Annotated in this window: 14 protein-coding genes; 11 read left to right on the top strand and 3 right to left on the bottom strand. The window is 50.7% G+C overall.

All coding sequences use genetic code 11. The features are described 5' to 3' along the window. Nucleotides 1–167: 167 nt before the first annotated feature. Nucleotides 168–449 carry a co-chaperone GroES gene (groES, locus tag PKO02S_RS04900; RefSeq protein WP_127579980.1) on the top strand — a complete coding sequence of 94 codons (282 nt, stop codon included), beginning with the start codon at nt 168–170 and terminating at the stop codon, nt 447–449. 53 nt (nt 450–502) lie between these two features. Then, complete coding sequence (gene groL, locus PKO02S_RS04895) at nt 503–2,131, top strand: chaperonin GroEL (RefSeq protein WP_127579979.1); 1,629 nt, start codon at nt 503–505, stop codon at nt 2,129–2,131. A gap of 132 nt (nt 2,132–2,263) precedes the next feature. Here groL and PKO02S_RS04890 read toward each other — a convergent pair whose 3' ends face one another. Together PKO02S_RS04890 and PKO02S_RS04885 are read right to left on the bottom strand one after the other, a co-directional pair. Then, on the bottom strand, nt 2,264–2,608 hold the full coding sequence (locus tag PKO02S_RS04890; RefSeq protein ID WP_246066837.1) for a type II toxin-antitoxin system VapC family toxin: 345 nt from the start codon (nt 2,606–2,608) through the stop codon (nt 2,264–2,266). A gap of 22 nt (nt 2,609–2,630) precedes the next feature. Further along, on the bottom strand, nt 2,631–2,879 hold the full coding sequence (locus tag PKO02S_RS04885) for a hypothetical protein (RefSeq protein WP_127579978.1): 249 nt from the start codon (nt 2,877–2,879) through the stop codon (nt 2,631–2,633). A 230-nt stretch (nt 2,880–3,109) separates the two neighbouring features. Here PKO02S_RS04885 and PKO02S_RS04880 point away from each other — a divergent pair, with 230 nt between their 5' ends. Next, nucleotides 3,110–3,364 carry a hypothetical protein gene (locus PKO02S_RS04880; RefSeq protein WP_127579977.1) on the top strand — a complete coding sequence of 85 codons (255 nt, stop codon included), beginning with the start codon at nt 3,110–3,112 and terminating at the stop codon, nt 3,362–3,364. A 6-nt stretch (nt 3,365–3,370) separates the two neighbouring features. Here the strand turns inward: PKO02S_RS04880 and PKO02S_RS04875 are convergent, their stop codons facing one another. Next, on the bottom strand, nt 3,371–3,607 hold the full coding sequence (locus PKO02S_RS04875; protein ID WP_127579976.1) for a hypothetical protein: 237 nt from the start codon (nt 3,605–3,607) through the stop codon (nt 3,371–3,373). A 643-nt stretch (nt 3,608–4,250) separates the two neighbouring features. Here PKO02S_RS04875 and PKO02S_RS04870 point away from each other — a divergent pair. The 8 genes from PKO02S_RS04870 to PKO02S_RS04835 all read left to right on the top strand — a co-directional run bounded on the left by PKO02S_RS04870 (nt 4,251) and on the right by PKO02S_RS04835 (nt 18,292). Continuing rightward, nucleotides 4,251–6,398: an ABC transporter transmembrane domain-containing protein gene (locus PKO02S_RS04870; RefSeq protein WP_164821301.1), complete on the top strand. Its 2,148-nt coding sequence runs from the start codon at nt 4,251–4,253 to the stop codon at nt 6,396–6,398. Between the two features lie 20 nt (nt 6,399–6,418). After that, nucleotides 6,419–6,931, top strand: coding sequence for a hypothetical protein (locus PKO02S_RS04865; protein WP_127579974.1), 513 nt, complete (start codon nt 6,419–6,421; stop codon nt 6,929–6,931). 367 nt (nt 6,932–7,298) lie between these two features. Next, on the top strand, nt 7,299–7,685 hold the full coding sequence (locus tag PKO02S_RS04860; protein WP_127579973.1) for a hypothetical protein: 387 nt from the start codon (nt 7,299–7,301) through the stop codon (nt 7,683–7,685). 110 nt (nt 7,686–7,795) lie between these two features. Then, on the top strand, nt 7,796–10,354 hold the full coding sequence (locus PKO02S_RS04855) for a winged helix-turn-helix domain-containing protein (RefSeq protein ID WP_127579972.1): 2,559 nt from the start codon (nt 7,796–7,798) through the stop codon (nt 10,352–10,354). A gap of 176 nt (nt 10,355–10,530) precedes the next feature. Next, nucleotides 10,531–11,592 (top strand): Wadjet anti-phage system protein JetD domain-containing protein, encoded by a 1,062-nt coding sequence (locus PKO02S_RS04850; RefSeq protein WP_127579971.1) that lies wholly within the window; start codon nt 10,531–10,533, stop codon nt 11,590–11,592. After that, on the top strand, nt 11,583–13,118 hold the full coding sequence (locus PKO02S_RS04845) for a replicative DNA helicase (protein ID WP_127579970.1): 1,536 nt from the start codon (nt 11,583–11,585) through the stop codon (nt 13,116–13,118). The genes PKO02S_RS04850 and PKO02S_RS04845 overlap by 10 nt, the downstream gene beginning before the upstream one ends. Beyond that, entirely contained in the window at nt 13,108–13,863 is a 756-nt protein-coding gene (locus PKO02S_RS04840; protein WP_246066836.1) for a DUF6063 family protein, read from the top strand. The genes PKO02S_RS04845 and PKO02S_RS04840 overlap by 11 nt, the downstream gene beginning before the upstream one ends. Next, nucleotides 13,847–18,292 (top strand): chromosome segregation ATPase, encoded by a 4,446-nt coding sequence (locus PKO02S_RS04835; RefSeq protein ID WP_127579969.1) that lies wholly within the window; start codon nt 13,847–13,849, stop codon nt 18,290–18,292. Before PKO02S_RS04840 ends, PKO02S_RS04835 begins: the two co-directional genes overlap by 17 nt.

The following is an 18,292-nucleotide window of genomic DNA, read 5'->3' as shown; positions in this document are numbered from 1 at the left end:
CATAGAACCTTTGTCGGCAGGCAAAAAAGATCGGTTCAGCCCCGGCTCGAGACTTGCAAAATCGGAAAAAAATGATTATGATATGTAGTGTTATTAGCACTAACCACTATCGAGTGCTAACAAAAGCTTCACAAACCACTCACTATCCCAAAGGAGGCAGTTTTTCCATGATCAAACCGTTAGGAGATCGCGTACTTCTCGAACCAATCGCCAAGGAGGAAACTACAGCCAGCGGCATCGTACTGCCCGACACAGCTAAGGAAAAGCCGCAAGAAGGCCGCGTAGTCGCTGCAGGCAGCGGAACCTTGAAGGACGGCCAACGCATCGCGCTGGAAGTAAAAGAAGGCGACCGCGTCTTGTTCTCCAAGTATGCCGGCACCGAAGTGAAATTCGAAGGCAAAGAGCTGCTGATCATGCGTGAAAGCGACATTCTGGCCATCTTGGCTTAAGGCAACACATACAAACGATTACTTAGAAAATCAAATCCGGGAGGGTATCCATAATGGCAAAAGAAATCAAATTCAGTGAAGACGCCCGCAGAGCGATGCTCCGTGGCGTAGACGCTTTGGCTAACGCCGTTAAAGTAACACTCGGTCCTAAAGGCCGCAACGTAGTATTGGAGAAGAAATTCGGCAGCCCGCTCATCACCAACGACGGTGTGACGATCGCCAAAGAAATCGAGCTGGAGGACGCGTTCGAGAACATGGGCGCTCAGCTGGTTAAAGAAGTAGCGACTAAAACTAACGACGTAGCAGGCGACGGTACTACTACCGCAACTGTACTGGCTCAAGCGATGATCCGCGAAGGTCTGAAGAACGTTACTGCAGGCGCCAACCCGATGGTTATTCGCAAAGGTATCGAGAAAGCCGTTAAAGCAGCCGTAGAAGAACTGCAAAAGATCGCTAAGCCGATCGAAGGCAAACAATCGATCGCTCAAGTAGCCGCTATCTCGTCCGCTGACGAAGAAGTGGGCCAACTGATCGCAGAAGCGATGGAGAAAGTCGGCAACGACGGCGTTATCACCGTTGAAGAGTCCAAGGGCTTCTTGACGGAGCTGGAAGTTGTAGAAGGGATGCAATTCGACCGCGGCTACATCTCCCCTTACATGATCACGGACACGGACAAGATGGAAGCGATCCTCGACAACCCGTACATCCTGATCACCGACAAGAAAATCTCCAACATCCAAGAGATTTTGCCGGTTCTGGAGAAAGTCGTTCAACAAGGCAAGCCGCTCGTCATCATCGCTGAAGACGTAGAAGGCGAAGCGCTCGCTACCTTGCTCGTTAACCGTCTGCGCGGCACATTCACTTGCGTAGCTGTCAAAGCCCCTGGCTTCGGCGACCGCCGCAAAGCGATGCTGCAAGACATCGCCGCTCTGACCGGCGGCCAAGTGATCACCGAGGAGCTCGGCCTGGAGCTGAAAGCTACTCGTCCGGATCAACTGGGCAGCGCGCGTCAAGTTCGCGTAACCAAAGAAAACACCATCATCGTCGACGGCAACGGCGACAAGAAGGACATCGGCGCTCGCGTGCAACAAATCCGCGCGCAGCTGGAAGAAACGACTTCCGACTTCGACAAAGAGAAGCTGCAAGAGCGTCTGGCTAAACTGGCCGGCGGCGTAGCGGTTATCAAAGTCGGCGCAGCAACCGAAACCGAACTGAAAGAGCGCAAGCTCCGCATCGAAGACGCCCTGAACTCCACTCGCGCAGCTGTGGAAGAAGGTATCGTTTCCGGCGGCGGTACAGCTCTTGTGAATATCTATGGCGCGGTTGCAGCTGTTCAAGCTTCCGGCGACGAGCAAACCGGCGTGAACATCATCCTTCGCGCTCTGGAAGAGCCGGTTCGCACGATCGCAGCGAACGCAGGTCAAGAAGGCTCCGTGATCGTCGAGCGCCTGAAGAAAGAATCCATCGGCATCGGCTACAACGCCGCAACCGGCGAATGGGTGAACATGTTCGAAGCCGGCATCGTCGACCCTGCGAAGGTAACGCGTTCCGCGCTGCAGCATGCTGCTTCCGTAGCGGCTATGTTCCTCACCACCGAAGCCGTTATCGCCGACAAACCAGAGCCTAACAAGCCTGCAATGCCTGACATGGGCGGCATGGGTGGCATGGGCGGCATGATGTAATATAGGCTCGTAGAGCCTTGTGCATCAACGCTTCCCACTTGTGGGAACGCCGTTTGACCACATTTTGACCACATGAATAAAAAAATAGGCTTCTCACGAGTTCAGAACGGACTTTGTGAGAAGCCTATTTTATTAGGCGTTGCGTAGTTCATCAAGCATTTGGTTAAGCTTCTTGTCAAAAGCGAAGACGGTATGTCCACCGATCTTCGAGTAGGAGAAGAGCAGGGAGTCTACAAAATCGATCTTGATTTCACTGTAAACCTTTAAAGCCTCGATCAGGATACTTCTGTCATGCATGGATATGTTGCTGTAGGAGAGCAAGTTCCGTAACGAATCAAAGATATGAACTCGCTCCACTTTATATACCTTTTCCAGTACATAGACGACTTCGGCAATGACTTCGTTGGGAATAAAAATGTTGTGGTCTTCAATTTTATCACGGGCTTGTTCAATGAACTGAGCCGCATCTTGAAGCAACTAACGCAGTATTAAATTTGCATCAACGATGTTCATGTTTTTCTTGCACACCCTTTTCCCAAGCGCCTTGTTCGAATTGGATTAAATCCAAGTTGGCGTATTGCTTTAGAGCACCTCTGGCGGTAGGTGAAGGGGGTATTGATTGTTTGAATGGAGATGGTTCCCCGATAGGTAATATGATTATTTCAACATCCTGATTCTGAAGCTCTTTAGGGAGATCGACGATATGCTTTAATACATCACTGTTGGTTATTTTTCTGATGAAGTTCATGGTAATCACCGTCCTTAGTTTAAGTATAGCTGGTTTTTACAGTCGCATCCAGATGCACTAAAGGTTTTTCATAGCTTACAATCTGCTTAAGAACGCCGCCGCGGCGCACAGAAAACGTATTCTTCCGTGTACCCATAAAGAGAAGAGGTATAGCACGAATCCATTAGGTTTATGCTGACATTGTGATATAATGGCTTTATTGAAAGAACTCCATATCGGAGGTGTCTAAGATGGCCATTGATAAAAATAAAGTCATGCAAATATTTGATCAATTGACCGAATCGGCACAACAATCGGCATTTGATTTTATGCAATACCTTTCCGCAAAACAGAATCAACTTGATTGGGATGATATTGCGAAATTGGAGCCGGATGCTGCACCATTGAGCGAAGAAGAAGAGCGGCAATTAAACAGCGAGAGCGGATTTATGTCTTGGGAGGAAGCAATGAATGAGCTTAACTTACCGACTGACATTAAATCGTGATGCCGTTTAGACATCTCCCCAGTCCTCCCGTGACTCCTGAATGTGATCTAATAATTTTTGCGCTTCCCCGGGCTTCAGAATTCCAGCCACACTTAAAATGTCATCGACGGAGTAATCATCAAAGTCCTCGATGGTTTCTGCTTCAAGATCTATGACAAGCTTCTTGGTGGAAATATTGTTTTCAGATAAAAACTCCCTTAAGTCTTTTGCTATATGAGGATGGAGTTTGCGTACCATTGACATGGAGAACCACTCCTTTATCAAAATATGTTGCTAAATCGGTTCGCTTCCGCGATCTTTACTTATAAACAATTATACCCAATAATGGAATGAATGGATACGGCCGCGGCGCGCAGAATGAGCCATTATCGTGTGCCTTTCTTGTACGATTGAGATTGATGGTAGTGCCCACAACTTGCCCACATTTTGCCCACGAATTCTACGTATGCATTGTTATTCACACGGAGTTATCGAACCGAATTTTCAAGAAAATCGGACAAATACCCCACCAAGAGACTCAAAAACACATGAAAAAGCCTTTGTCTCATGGGCGGCATGATGTGAAATCAAGGGTAAATCCTTGATATATTAAATGATTGAGAAAAAATAGGCTTCTCACGAGTTCAGTCGAACTTTGTGAGAAGCCTATTTTTTTTAAGCGTTGCGTAGTTCTTCAAGCATGTGGTTAAGCTTCTTATCAAAATGCTATTTTTATATCGCGTCTATGCCGATCGATTCAGCCCATTGCTCTTGTATAATCCTGAGCACCAAGTTAGAGCTACCCACCCCTAATCCCCAATATTGGGGATTTTTATTTGTGTCCATCCTCTGTATGATTTAACCCGATAGCATGTGTTCTGAATGTCATGATACGAGGAGAATGAAATTGTTAAAGACGATTATCGGTTATTTGTCGTTACATAAGGGATTCTCTACCCTAATAGGGCTGGGACTGTTGTTTGAGCTTCTGTTTCATTATTTAATCGCAATAAGCTACAAGTATTTGATCGATGATGCGATTATGCCGAAGGATGCACACGCGTTATCGATTATTATCGGAGTTTTAGTTGCCGTTGGACTGCTGAATGTCGTTACAGGCTCAGCGGGAGATTATGCTGCAGCTAAATTCAGCAATCATATTTTAACGGATATTCGTTCAAGGCTTTTGCAGCATATTCAGAAACAATCGGACGACTTCCATGTCAAATACCAGACCGGCGATATTTTGTCGCGATACACCTCGGATGTACCAATTATCGAAACGGCTATTACGAGATCGGTTACAATTGGACTCCTTTCCGTTCTTAGTATTGTGACAGGCCTTGTTATTTTATTTGGGATGGAATGGCGCTTGACTTTGATTTGCCTCGCGCTGTCTACCTTGTTGTTTGTACCCTATAAGGTGCTGCGACCCAGGACTACTAAGGTGACTCATGAGTATCAAGAGCAATTAGTGCAATTTACAAGCCTTGCTGATGAGAATTTGAAGGGATATCGGGTCATTCGCGGATTCAATCTGGGAGATACGATGGTTCTCCGTATTCGTAAAGTATTGGATGCGATGTTTACTTTGGGTGTTCGCAGAGCCTTCAACCATTCTAACCTGCATCGTTATCCTATGCTGGCGCTGGCGATTGTACATGCGTTCATCCTTGGATATGGCGGTTATTTGACGTTTACAGACGCATTATCCATCGGGAATTACTTGGCCTTCAATAGCCTGTTTATGGTTGTAGGCCACTCTTTCACAACTTTGACAGCAGTGCTGCCCAGTATCATAAGTGGACGAGTCAGTCTCGCGAGGGTAGATGAAGTGCTGAATTACAAGCCTAGAGTCGTTCTCGTCCATCATGCTCCGAAATTGCCGGCGATTTCCCAAGGCATCCAATTGGACCATGTTAGCTTTGGATATGAACCGGCTCAGTCTGTGCTGAAAAACATGAGTCTTACGATTCCGGCTAGAGGATACACGGTTATCGTCGGTGCCAGCGGCTCAGGCAAGAGTACCTTGTTGCACCTGATGCTCCGGTTCTATGATCCGGACGAGGGCAGGGTGCTGTATGATAACGAAGATATTCAACGATTCGATTATTCCTCGTTACTGAGTCAAACCAGTATTGTATTTCAAGATACCTTTCTATTCAATTCGACCCTCTCCGATAACATTAAAATCGCCAGGCCGGAGGCAACAATTCAGGAAATTGCCGAAGCAGCGCGAATGGCTGAAGTTCATGATACGATTGAGCGCTTCCCGGATGGTTATGCGAGCAAGGTTCAACATCAAGGAGCCAGTCTGTCCGGCGGGCAGCGGCAACGGGTCGCTATCGCGAGAGCGCTCTTGAAGAAGCCCAAAATCCTGTTTCTGGATGAAGCAACCTCGGCTCTTGATCCAGATACGGAGAGCGCTGTGAATGAGACGATCCGACGTCTGGCCAACAACGGTCAGCAAGCGGTTGTTTCCGTTACCCATCGCTTGAAGTACGCCTCGCAGGCAGACCGGATCCTTGTGCTGCACCAAGGGGAAATCGTGGAGGACGGTACACATGAACAACTCATAAGTCATCAAGGGATTTATCAGCGTATGTGGAATAAACAACAAGGCTTCAATCTTACGGGGAATGGGAGCAATGCCACGATCGATCAAGCAAGGCTCGGTCAATTGCCTTTCTTCGCTGGACTTGATCCGGAAACATTGCAGCGAATAGTTGCGCTATTTGAAGTTGAGAAATTGGATACCGGACAAAGCGTTGTGAATGAAGGAGACGATGGCAATAAATTTTACATTATCGTCCGAGGTCGGGTTGAGGTGACCAAAGCGATGCAGGATGGCGCAATGAAACGAGTGGCATTGCTGGACGATGGCGACCACTTCGGGGAGATCGCGCTGTTGCGCAGCGTTCCGCGTACAGCTAGCATCCGTACTTTGACGCCTTGTGTGCTGCTGGTCATTTCCGGTGATCGCTTCCTTCCACTGATGATCAAGTATCCGCAGATCAGAGAATCGTTAGAAACTACACTTAGAAGTCGACTATAGCAAAGAGGGGATGTCGGAACATGTCAAGCTGGAGCATAGCAGAAGAGGAGATGGATCATGAGGCAGTAGTCAAGTTATTCATCGCCAATCATGATAAGTTTGGGCTTCCTTATCCGTTCGGTTCGCTCGTCCGCACGATCAATTACTGCCTATACTATAAAACGTTGCTCCTTTGCCGCGATGATGATGGAAATGCGGCGGGGATGGCTTTGTTTTTATTAGGTACGGAAGAAGACAATTATAAGGATTTGAGCAAAATAGAAATATTTTCGGTGTTTCTGCTCCCGGACTATCGTTGTGGAAGGATGTTCATGCAAGGCTTGCAAGAGGTGGCGAGGCTTCTGGCGTTATACGGGACTGTCGATACGATTGCCTTCTACGTGCAGCCGGGTCATGTTACAGCCAAGCTGTTCAAGAAATTCGCAAGGATTGAGCAAACGGTGGAGCGCAACTGCGGACTACTGGACTTGTATACTGTGCAATCACCTGATTTGCAGCGATATGTGCAACAATACGGTTCCGTGACGAAATAACCGTACAGATCAAGGAGCATTCTGCACGGTTATTCGACAATCAGATAGGATTTACTTAATGATTGGTGAAACCGTTCCTGGTCCTTCAACGTTGCCCTGTGGTGGCGCAAAGAATTCCATTCTTTCGGTGTTCATGGAGATCATCTCCTTTCATTTCGGTTAACTTTATTATAATACATTATTAAACAATAATAAACATATATTTTATAATATGTAAAATAATGGGGTTTTATTTGTCGTGGTTTCTTATCACGTTTGTCATAGTGAGTCCTTATGGTCGAAATATATACTTTTTTATTTGCAGCATCGTCATGAGATTATTGCCAATTATTCCGTTGAGAGCGTAATACAGGATATTGTGCGTTATATGGATCATGGACATGCGATCGTGGCTATGAACAGCAAGGACGAGGTGGTTGCAATAACCTCCTATTATATCGGGACGACGGCCAAACACTTTGAGAATAAACACATCGCTATTTTGCATAATTCGTATATTTTACCGTCGTACCGGACTAGCCGCATTTTCCTGCGAGGGTTGAAGTTAAATGTAGAGGAAATTGTTAAAGCGAGCCCGAAGGTGGAGAAGATGCTGATTTATGCGCCGGTAAGCAACCGCTATTTGAACAGCTTATATAGCAAAATCGCCCGCAGATCAGACCCACCTCACGATGCCTCACCCGAGTATTATCAATACGTTATTTCCATAGAGACGCTGTCGCGATACGGGACTGACTCACAACATAAAAGATAATGGGATCCTTATTGAAAGGGTCTTTTCATATATCCATAATGATCATTGATCTGCTAAAATAATAAAAGATTGAAAGGTTTTCCACTAATGGCAGTCAGAGGTGTTAGGGTATGATCGTAGGAGCCAAGTTACAGCTTCCTTTCACACGTTCTGCACTGGTTCATCGTCCCTTGATGACCGAAAAATTGAATAAAGGGCTGAATACGAAGCTAACGATTCTGATCGCACCTGCCGGATATGGGAAAACGACGGCTTTAAGTGATTGGGTCAAGCAGTGCGAAGCACCTGCGGCATGGATATCATTGGACAAAAAGGATAATGATCCGTTCCGCTTCTGGAATCATGTGACGACGGCCATCGGTCAGGTGTACGCGGATTTTGTGGAAATCATGCATCCGATTTTATCGGAATATTCGTTAGTATCGACAGAACGGTTAGTTGCTGCGTTGCTCGAGGGATTGAGCAGGTATACCGGTGAACTGATTATTATGTTGGATGATTACCATGTCTTGGAGTCCGTGATCATTCATACAGCGATGGCAGAATTGCTGCAGTACTTGCCGGATCATATTCATATGTTTGTTACCACCCGCGCTGAGCTCCCCTTTCCTACAACTAGACTGATAGCCAAAGGCCAGGTCCACAAAATCGTTGTTCAGGATTTCCGCTTTCAATTGGAAGAAGGGGTAAGCTACTTTCGCTATTGTATGGAATTGTCTCTATCGAGAGAGGATATAGGTTTACTTGTTCAACATACGGAGGGTTGGGTCAGCGGACTGCAGTTGGCTGGACTATCCCTTAAAGAGAATGGCATTGATCCCGACTTTATTCGTGGCTTCAACGGTCGGCAGCGAGATGTTTCAGACTATCTGCTCGAAGAAGTGCTTCAGCATCAGACGGAACAGACGCAACTATTCTTATTGCAAACCGCGATCTTACATCGAATGAACAGCTCGTTATGCGAACAGGTTACAGGGCAATCCGATGGGCAGGCTCAATTGGAGCGGTTGGAGCGTCTCAATTTGTTCGTGGTTCCGCTAGACGGGCAAAGGGATTGGTACCGTTATCATCATCTGTTTGCGAACTTTCTGCAACGTCAGCTTCGGGAGAAGTACAAGGATCATTGGAGGCAAGCGCATGCAAATGCGGCCCGTTGGTTTGAAGCCAACGGATTTGCCGAGGAAGCGATCGATTATCTGATCGAGGGACACCATTATTCGGAAGCCGTTCGGGTGATCGAGAAGCTTCTTCCTGTGCTGATGAAATCACAATGGACAATTCTGCATCACTGGTTCACCGTTCTTCCGGAAGAGCATATTTTCGAGCTCCCTATGATTAATATATTTTATATTGGGATCTTAATGGGAATCGGACAATCGGAGGCAGCCGAAGCACGAGCCGAACGAGCGCAAGCTCATCTGGAAAATGTAACGGATCCATTGGAAATGACATCCGATCACAAGCAAGCGGCAGGCACGCTTTATTTTCTTCAGGCGATCATGGCTTTTAATCGAAAGGATATTGTACGAACAGATGCATATTTTGAGAAATTTGATGCTTACTTGCCTGACGGAAGTTTATTTCAAATATTAGGCGCAAACTCTGCTCATGGCCCACAAGTCGGAGATATTCTTGCGCATATTAATGAGCTGCGGTTGGCTGAGACCTTTATCCTGCATTGGATGACCAGATGGGACCGGAAGAGGAATTATCCTTTCGTTGGATATTTCATGGTTTCCTATAGCGAATTAATGTATGAGTGGAACCGGCTAGAAGAAGCTGAGAGGTATGCCAGAGCTGTGATGCAGCGAAAAGATATACAGCCATTTGCCAAAATTGTCGTGCAGGCCGCGTTGGTTGGATCGCTGGTTCAGCAAGCCAAAGGTGCTCCTCAAGCAGCGATTGATCTGTTGGAGCAGACGAAAGCGAACATTGTCACACCGGATGAGCAGTCATTCAGAAGTAAAATAGAAGGTCAGCAGGCAATCCTGTCATTTCGGCATGAGTCTGGACTACGCGCGGCGCAGTGGCTGCAGGAGTGCGGATTGACTTATACAGATCGTATTGTGTACACCAGGTTCGGAGAGTATATACTTCTGGCCAGAGTGCTCATCAAGCTAGGGCAAGAGAATGAGGCGCTACACTTACTGGATCGCTTGTATCAATTGGCATATAACGAGGATTGCTTGCGAGATCGGATTCGTGCGCTAGTCTTGAAATGTATCCTGTGCGCACAGATGGGGAGCATAGAGGATGCATGGGTAAAATTGGAGTTTGCCCTGCATTTGGGCGAGTGCGAACGGTATTGCCGAAGCTTTGTCGACGAAGGCGAGCCAATGGCGAAGCTTTTGTTAAACTATTTGCAGCAGCGGCAGAACGGATTTATTAGACCGTCTGAGAGGACAGTATCTCTGCTGTATGTGAAGAGGCTGCTGCAAATCATCAATGCCAATCTGGATCATCTGCCGCTGCTCCCCTCTCTGTTGACAGAGCAAGAGACGAGAATTCTTGGCTTGATCGGGAAAGGGTTATCCAGTAAGGAAATCGCCCAGCTGCTTGAGGTGGCAGTCGCTACCGTTCAATCGCATATAAAGAATATTTATCGGAAGCTGGAGGTTAACAGCAGATCGCAAGCTGTGCATCGCGGCAAGGAACTGCATCTGATCTAGTGCTGCTCCCCTACTATTGTCCCCAATATTGGGGATTTTTTTATTGCACGTTCGAGCTGGGTGAATTCCAAGTCGGCACATTGTTTTAATGCTTATGGAAGGAATGGATACGAACCTGCTCATGCCGTTTTTTTTGCTATAATAGCTTTATAACTTTTTTCAACCTAGGTGAACCAATGACGATTAGACGAAGCATCGAAGACTATCTCTACACATACAGCAAACAAACGATTCCGCTGGATGAGCTGGAGTTGCTCTTCCCGGGTTCATCTTGTTCCTATCGACAGCTTGCGGAAGCTATATTGGAGCTGGAAGACGAGCAGATTGTGCAAATGGTGCGAGCGCAAGGGCGCAACGGTAAACAGCCCTCGCTCGCTTATCAATACAGAGTGAACAAGAGCAAGCTGAAGCAGGGTCACCACAAGGAGCTGCAGCGCGCCAGGCTTCGCCTTCACCCGCTAATCCAGCTCGACAGCTACTTTACGGCAGATCCGGCCGTGTGGCAGGGGGACCGCGCGATTCTCGATCGGCTGGACCGCTACCTCCGGCAAGCTCCGCTCCCGACGGAAGCGGTCCCGGCCCCGGAACGAAGCTACGAGCTCGTCGGGGACGAGAAATGGATCACGGAGCAAGGGGGCAAGGAGCTGCTCGAACGAGTAAGGCTCTGGGAGCGCCTTCGAATTCTGTCTGTTGCGGACCCGCTCATGTTCGCGATTCATCCGCAGTTGCTTAATCCGCGCCAGCCCGCGGCAGCTCCGGTGTACAAGCACTTGATTGTGGAGAACAAGACCACTTATCAGGGACTGCTGCCTGCATTGCCGCATGTCTCGTTTGCGACGCTCATATACGGGTGCGGGAAGAAGATTATCAAGTCGATCGAGCTGTTCCCCGTACAAATCCCGCTGCTAGAGGCGGAGCATCGCTTCTACTATTTCGGAGACCTGGATCATGAAGGCATCCATATCTGGCACTCCTTGACGGAGAGGGCTCAGCACGTGCTGCAAGCCCCTATCCAGCTTGCGATCCCTTTCTATCAAGCGTGTCTGGACAAAACCTATGCTTATGGAAAACAGACCCATCGCAAGGACGAGAGCTCCTTGGAAGCGTTCCTACATCCTTTCTCTATAGAGGAGCGGCAACGCATCAGGACCTGTCTGGCTGAAGGCGGGTATTATCCGCAAGAAGCTTTGAAAACGCAAGAATTGGGACATATTTGGAGGACGGCTGTATGGAATTAGATGAGAAGCAGTTGGTGACCGGGTTTCGGGATCGGATGACCAAGCTGGCGCTCTTCGATCCTTTATTCGAGCTGCGGGGCAAACGGAAGACCGATCGCAGCAACAAGCCTGTCGATCTTATGGAGATGGGGCTGCTCGCGCTGCTGTTCTTCTTCGAGCAGAAGCTGATGCGCAACAACAAGGCCGGCATAAGAGAATTGGCGCAATTTCTGCAGCGATTGACCCAGCAAGTATACACTTTCACGGAAGAGGACATGGACGATACCGCCAGACTGATTGTGCAAACGTTCCGACCGACTTCGGGCAAGAAAAGAGAGTTCGATTACTTCAACTGGGAGACGCTGCAGCCTGAGAACGCCTCAATCTCGATTCTGAAAGCACATGCGTTCGATCTGAAATCGAACACGCAATATTATACGCTTGACGAAGACGGACTGGAGCTGGTATTCGCGACCAAGGAATTTTATACGGAATTCCAGCTGTCGATTCATCAGTTGGTGCTGCGCAAGCAATTGGAGAAAGGCGAGTTTCAAGGGGCGCTCAGGCAAATCAACGAAATGCGCGTCGATGTGGAGTCGCTGAAGGAGCGGATGGCGAAGCTCGAGCATGAGATCAAGCGGAACATTGTATCGGAGGAAACGCTGCATCGCTATAAAACGCTACTGGATGATATCTATATGCGGTTGTACCGGGAAAACGAGGAATTCGAGGAGCTTCGGCAGTTTGTGAGGGAAACCCGAAACCGCACGCAGGCGGAAGCCGCAACGAACAAGGATCAAAGGCCGTACGAGCTGATTCTGCGCATTTCCAATGAACTGGAGAAGGTGCATGGCGAGCACGCCGAGCTGTTCCATCGCAGCATGGAGCTCAAGTCGCAAGCGTTGACAGCGGCGAAGGAGTCGCTCTATTATACGGGGCTGGACTCCTTCAACTTCGAACAGGACATCGCCTCCCTTATATTCAGTTCACCGCTCCCTCTGGACAGTATGAAAGGGATTCTGGCCCCGTTCCTGCAGCTGCAGATGAGCAAGCAATGGTCGTTGCTCACGGTATGGGCCGAGCAGAATGTCCAGGAGGAGCAAGGGGAGCTGGTGCGGGACAGCAGCTTTCCGGAGCTCGGGGAGGATCAAGGGAGCCGATTGTATGTGGAAAGCCGCAAGCAAGCCTACAAGCTATTCATGGGGCTGCTGATCGATCTGCTGGAGGAACGGGAAACCGCCGCCGGCTTGCAGAGCCTCGATCTGGCGCAATATGTGGAGCGGGTGAGAGTCACGGAATATGCGCATGCGTTAGGCTGGCGGTCCTTCTACGATTTCTGGCTGATCCTGCATCAGAGGAGTCCGATTGCGCCTGTGGAGCGGGATGCGGAGGAGGACGGGGAGAGTCAGTGGTTGGACGAAGTATTCCGCTTGCTAGGGAATCGGACGTTAGTTGTGAACGAGCGCAAGGAGCTAATACAAGTCAACGACCGATTCCAGATCCAGAATATGTCGGTGTCATGGGGAGAACGAGCAGATGGCGGTTGAGAACGCGGTTATTATGAAAGCTTTTCGGATATATGCGCAATTGGCGAAGGATGGTCAGGCGGCGAAGGAGCTGCTGCAGGAGTATTTGGCGGATGACGAGGCGAGGGGACTGGTGGAGCAGTTTGCCCGTGAAGTGGATTGTGTAACGGTCATCGCAGGCGAGCAATTGTTTATGTTTCCCGAAACGAGGCTGTCGCCTTTTCATATCAATAACGAAACGATCAAACGGAACTATCTGAGGACCCAGGCCGTGAATTCGGATGTGTATCTCATGTACGTGTGCATCATTGTGCTGATGGGGGCATTCTACGACAGCTACCAGACGATGGAGCCCACGCGCAGCTTCATTCATCTGTCCGAGTGGACGGAGCTCGTGAACGAGCGGATGGCTCTGCTGAAGCAGCACTCGGCCGAAGAGCTGAAGGCGATGGAGAAGGAATTCTCCTATAACTGGACCTCGTTGATACAGAAATGGGATGCGCTCGATGATATCAAGGAATCGGCCCAGCGGCAGAGCGGGAATACGATCAGCCGGGTCAGTTTTATCGATACGGTGCGAAGATTCCTGCTGGCTCAGGAGCTCGTCGAGGATATTGGAAACCAGGAAATGGCGCTGACGGAGAAAACCAAGATCATCGTGCAGAGATACTTCATGGAGCTGGAATACAACCGGGGGATTCTGGAGTTTCTGTATCAGTTCGAACATGACAAGAAGGGGGTGGAGCCTCATGCCGGCCATCTCTAAAATTCGCTTCACGAACATCGTCTACGAGGACGGGAATAAGCGATATAACGATGAAACGTTTCAGTTCGACGGCCATAACGGGGCGATCCTGCTGGAGAACGGCGGGGGCAAGACCGTATTCATCCAGACTGCGCTTCAAGCTGTGCTTCCTCATACGGATTTGGCGGGGCGCAAGATCAAGGATACGTTCTCTCTCGAGAATGGTCCGGCTCACGTGGCGATTGAATGGATTGTGCATGAACGCCCCAGAAGATATGCGGTTACGTGCTTGACCTTATTCTTGACTTCTACAGGGCTCGATTCGATCCGCTACGTGTATGACTACTCGGCTAATGATCCGGACAAGCTGGACCACATTCCGTTTGTGCGAATCTCGGACGGAAAGGCTCGTTCTGCGGAGAAGGGCGAGATGCAGGACTATTATCAGGGAATGGTTCAGAAGCGGGTGAACGCTCAGACGTTCTCGACGATTAAGGCCTACCAGCTCTACCTGGAGGAACAGTTCCACATTATATCCACCGAGTGGGAATGGATCGCGAAGATCAATCAGTCTGAAGGCGGGATCGAGCATTTCTTCGATGAGTGCCGCACGACCATGCAGCTGTTCGACAAACTGCTCATTCCGGTTGTGGAAACCGCCATGTCAGGCTATTCGGAGGGCGAGTTCGCGGAGGCTTTTCAAACTCATAGAGACGGCTTCAAGAAGTATAAGGAACTGAAGGAGAAGGTGGAAGAGAACACCCGGATCTTGGCGGAGCTGGACAAATATGTAGGGTCCTTCAGCAAGCTGCACGCCAAGCAGTCCGAGTACGCCGCTTCGCAATTCGAGGCCAAGGCATATTGGATCGCTGCCCAGCAGCACGCGCACGAGAAAGCCGCCGAGCTGACCCGGCTGCAGGAGCAAGGGATCGAGTGGGGCGGGAAGCAAGGCAGGCTGGCGGAGAAGAAGGACTCCCTGCATATCGCGAAGCAGCAGCAGGGGCTGTCGGCAAGCGAGGCTAAGCTTCAGCTGGCCGAGGAGGACAAGCGGCGCATGGAGGAGCAGCTCCGAGAGACGGAGCGGCACTATTATTCGCTGCGCCTGGCGGAATACAAGCAGATGAGGCTGAAGGCGGACGAGACGTCCAGGTCCGTTCGAGCGCAGCTGGAGCTGCTGGAGCAGAATCGGGAGGAGCTGGAGCTGGAGGCGGCTTGGACGTCCAATGGCGGACAAATTCGTACTCTGCTGGACGGGCTGGAAGCGAGGTGGACGGAAGAGAAGCGCGGGCATGCTGAAGCGAGCGATGCCGTTCAATCCGGCATGGAGGCGGAGGCAGCAGCGCTTAAGAGTCTGTCCGAGCAGATCCGCCGGCTGCAGGACGAGGTGTTGAAGCGCGAGGTTAGCGCCGAGGAGAAGGAACGGGTCAGAGCGGAGACGATTCGAGGCATCGTGGCTAACCCGACAGTGGACCAGATCGAGGAGCTGTGTCCGGCCTGGGTGAAGCGTCACAGGGAGCTGGATGAGCGGATCGTCGCGTTGGGCCAGTTGAATAAGGAGCTGGCGGCGAGGAAGTCCGAGGAACAGGAGCGGTATGAAGCTGCTCAGGCTACAATCCGGGAAGAGAGCGGGCATCGGAGCAGACTGGAAGAGAAGCAGGAGCAGCTGCAAGCGGCGCATAAGGCGATCCTCTCTGTGCTTGCCGCGCTTCGTCCTGGGTGGGAGCGACTGCAATCGGTCTATGACAGGCAAACCTCCATTGAACGGCAGCTGGCCGAGGATGTGGAGAAGCTGAGCGAGTCCAGGGAAGCTTTGCTTCAGCGAGAGCGGTTGGCCTTTCGGTTCGTGGATGATTATGCGGGCCAGGAGCGTTTTTTTGCCGAGCCGTTCGTCGAGGAGCAATTGAAGAAGTGGGGAAATGGGTTCTCTTGCCTGCAGACGGGGATCGCCTATCTGGAGGACGTGGATCGACTCGAGCTCCTGGACGATCCTGCCCGCTCCTTATGGTCGGCTACCCTGATAACGACGCAAGAAGAGAAGGCGGCCCTATGCTCCAAGCTGGCCGCTTATGCGGATCAGCTCCAGTATCCGGTGCGTGTCTTGTCGACGAATGAGGCGGCCGGACTCGTGCAAGGGGAAGCAGGCGGTATGGATACTGTCGCTGCTCCGATCTGGATCGAGCCGCAGCATTGGAGGAGCAATGGGAGTCGGGAAGCTTTTGCACAATGGAAGAAGGCCGTAGGGCTGCAAGCGGAGCAGTCGCGAAGCGACCGTCTGGAGCAGGAGCAGGTACTGAAGCATAGAGAAGAGATCGTGAAGGACTTTGCGCGGTTCGTTAGCCGATATCCGCTCGAGAGTGTGCAGGAGTTGGAGGAGAAGCTTGCCCGGTTGAGGAATACGATTCGTCAGCTTGAGCAATCGGCCGCTCAATGCAAGCGTTCCATAGAAGCCGCCGAGATGACCATCCAGGAGAATAATCGAACGATCTCCGTCCATAAGGACGAGCTGAACCAGCTGGAACGATGGATCGAGGCTGGGCGCAAGTATATCGCTCTGGGCGTGGAGATCGACGGACTGAAGAAGGAAATCGAAGAGCTGCAGGAGCAAGCTCGAACGCTGCAAAGCAAGTGGAACAGCCATCAACGCGAGTACACCCGCTTGGAGCATATCAACGCGGAGCATCGGACTGCAGCCCAACGGCTGGACGATGAGCTTCGAAACTTGCAAAGACAAGAGTTGTACGCAGAGGTTCGCGACGCGATGGCCATCCCGACCGAACATAGCCTGGAGCGATTGAAGCTGGAACGAGGCACGCTCTACCTCCGACGGCAGCACATTTCTCGCGGGCGGCAAGAGCTGGAGCTGCAGTATGCGAACGCTGTAGAGAAGCGCGAGTCCATGGACAACGAGATGTCGCGACTTTGCTCGGAGCATGCTGCGCTTGGTCCTCTGGAGCAGCTGGAGTTTCCTTTCGACGGGAAAGATCGGATGTCGCTGCTCCTGGGGCAGGTGCAACAGCGCAAAGCGTCATGGGTCGCCTTAACAGAGGCGTATTCGCTGGAATACAACGATTACGTGGCCTGGAAGGAGAAGGTCAAGCAGCTGTCGGACCGATACCGGAAGGATCATGCCGACAGGCAACCTATCGTGTTCCATGAAGCTCTAACCGCCGTGGCGGATCAAATCCTGATCGAGGAGAAGCAGTTGTATGCCGAGAAGCGAGAGCTCGAGCGGCTGGAGGGCTCGGTCCAACTTCAGCTCGAAGAATTGCGCGCGGTTACGCAAGAGCTGCTCCCCTACAAGCTGCAGCATGGATTCGAGAATCCGGTCGTGCGTGCGGCGGAGCTGACGCATGAAGCCCTGACCCACTTCGAGTACAACCGCATGTCCGTCATCCGGCAAGTGATTGCCAGGCTGACCGCGTTGTATGAAGCCGTTGAGTCCGAGGCTCTGCAGCTGAGGAAAGCCCGGGAGCTGTTCAAAGCCTTTTGCCGGAGACAGATCAAGGATGTCAAGCTGAGGGAAATGGCCGAGCAAGGCGTCGAGCAGAAAACCGAATACGAGGATGTAGCGGCCTTTCACCAAACGATGCAAAATCGCATTCAACGAGTCAATCACATTGCCGAAGAAACGATGCGAACCCATAACCAGCAGCTCGAGCAATATATCGTTCACGTCCACTCGCATCTGAAGCAGATCGCTTCGGAGCTGAGAGAGATTCCGAACAAGACGAGGGTGAAGACGGAGAGCGAGTGGAAGGCGATCTACAGCTTCCATGTGCCGGAGTGGGATGAGCAGGACGGTAAGGGAGCCATCCGAGGCCACCTGGACTGGATTCTGGAGCAGCTGGAGAAAGAGAAGTATAAGGACGATCAGGGGCAGGAGCTGGAATCGACGGTGAGGAAGGACCTCGAGAGGTGGCTCGAGACGAAGCAACTGCTGCAGGTCGTGCTGCAGGACAAGTCGATGAAGGTGACATGCCGCAAAGTCACGAATGAGAATACGGTAACGAAAGCCGCCTATTCCTGGGAGCAGTCGAATAATTGGTCCGGCGGGGAGAAGTGGAGCAAGAACATGACCTTGTTCCTGGGCTTGCTCAACTACGTGGCCGAGAAGAGGCAGCATATTCAGGCCGGGATGAAGCGGCACCGCACCGTCATCCTGGATAATCCGTTCGGCAAAGCCTCCAGCGATCACGTATTGAGTCCGGTCTTCTTCATCGCCGAGCAGCTGGGGTTCCAGATCATAGCGCTCACGGCCCACGCGGAAGGAAAGTTCCTCCAGGACTACTTCCCTGTCGTGTTCAGCTGCAGGCTGCGCCAAGCGGCTTCGAGCAGCAAGCAGGTGATGACCAAGGAGAAGAAAATCGACCATGCCTACTTCCGCGATCACGCGCCGGTTTCGTTGGAACGGCTAGGCGACGTGAAGCAGCTGGAGCTGTTTTCGTTGTGA

The organism is Paenibacillus koleovorans NBRC 103111, assembly GCF_004000845.1.
GTDB classification, from domain to species: domain Bacteria; phylum Bacillota; class Bacilli; order Paenibacillales; family NBRC-103111; genus Paenibacillus_AA; species Paenibacillus_AA koleovorans.
Note: the sequence above shows the minus strand (reverse complement) of the source record. Positions and strands in the feature narration are given on the sequence as shown.

Excerpts from the sequence above, each read along its gene's own strand:
- groES (WP_127579980.1), top strand. The coding sequence starts at position 168 with ATGATCAAACCGTTAGGAGATCGCGTACTTCTCGAACCAATCGCCAAG.
- groL (WP_127579979.1), top strand. The coding sequence starts at position 503 with ATGGCAAAAGAAATCAAATTCAGTGAAGACGCCCGCAGAGCGATGCTC.
- PKO02S_RS04885 (WP_127579978.1), bottom strand. The coding sequence starts at position 2,879 with ATGAACTTCATCAGAAAAATAACCAACAGTGATGTATTAAAGCATATC.
- PKO02S_RS04880 (WP_127579977.1), top strand. The coding sequence starts at position 3,110 with ATGGCCATTGATAAAAATAAAGTCATGCAAATATTTGATCAATTGACC.
- PKO02S_RS04875 (WP_127579976.1), bottom strand. The coding sequence starts at position 3,607 with ATGTCAATGGTACGCAAACTCCATCCTCATATAGCAAAAGACTTAAGG.
- PKO02S_RS04865 (WP_127579974.1), top strand. The coding sequence starts at position 6,419 with ATGTCAAGCTGGAGCATAGCAGAAGAGGAGATGGATCATGAGGCAGTA.
- PKO02S_RS04860 (WP_127579973.1), top strand. The coding sequence starts at position 7,299 with ATGGATCATGGACATGCGATCGTGGCTATGAACAGCAAGGACGAGGTG.
- PKO02S_RS04855 (WP_127579972.1), top strand. The coding sequence starts at position 7,796 with ATGATCGTAGGAGCCAAGTTACAGCTTCCTTTCACACGTTCTGCACTG.
- PKO02S_RS04850 (WP_127579971.1), top strand. The coding sequence starts at position 10,531 with ATGACGATTAGACGAAGCATCGAAGACTATCTCTACACATACAGCAAA.
- PKO02S_RS04845 (WP_127579970.1), top strand. The coding sequence starts at position 11,583 with ATGGAATTAGATGAGAAGCAGTTGGTGACCGGGTTTCGGGATCGGATG.
- PKO02S_RS04840 (WP_246066836.1), top strand. The coding sequence starts at position 13,108 with ATGGCGGTTGAGAACGCGGTTATTATGAAAGCTTTTCGGATATATGCG.
- PKO02S_RS04835 (WP_127579969.1), top strand. The coding sequence starts at position 13,847 with ATGCCGGCCATCTCTAAAATTCGCTTCACGAACATCGTCTACGAGGAC.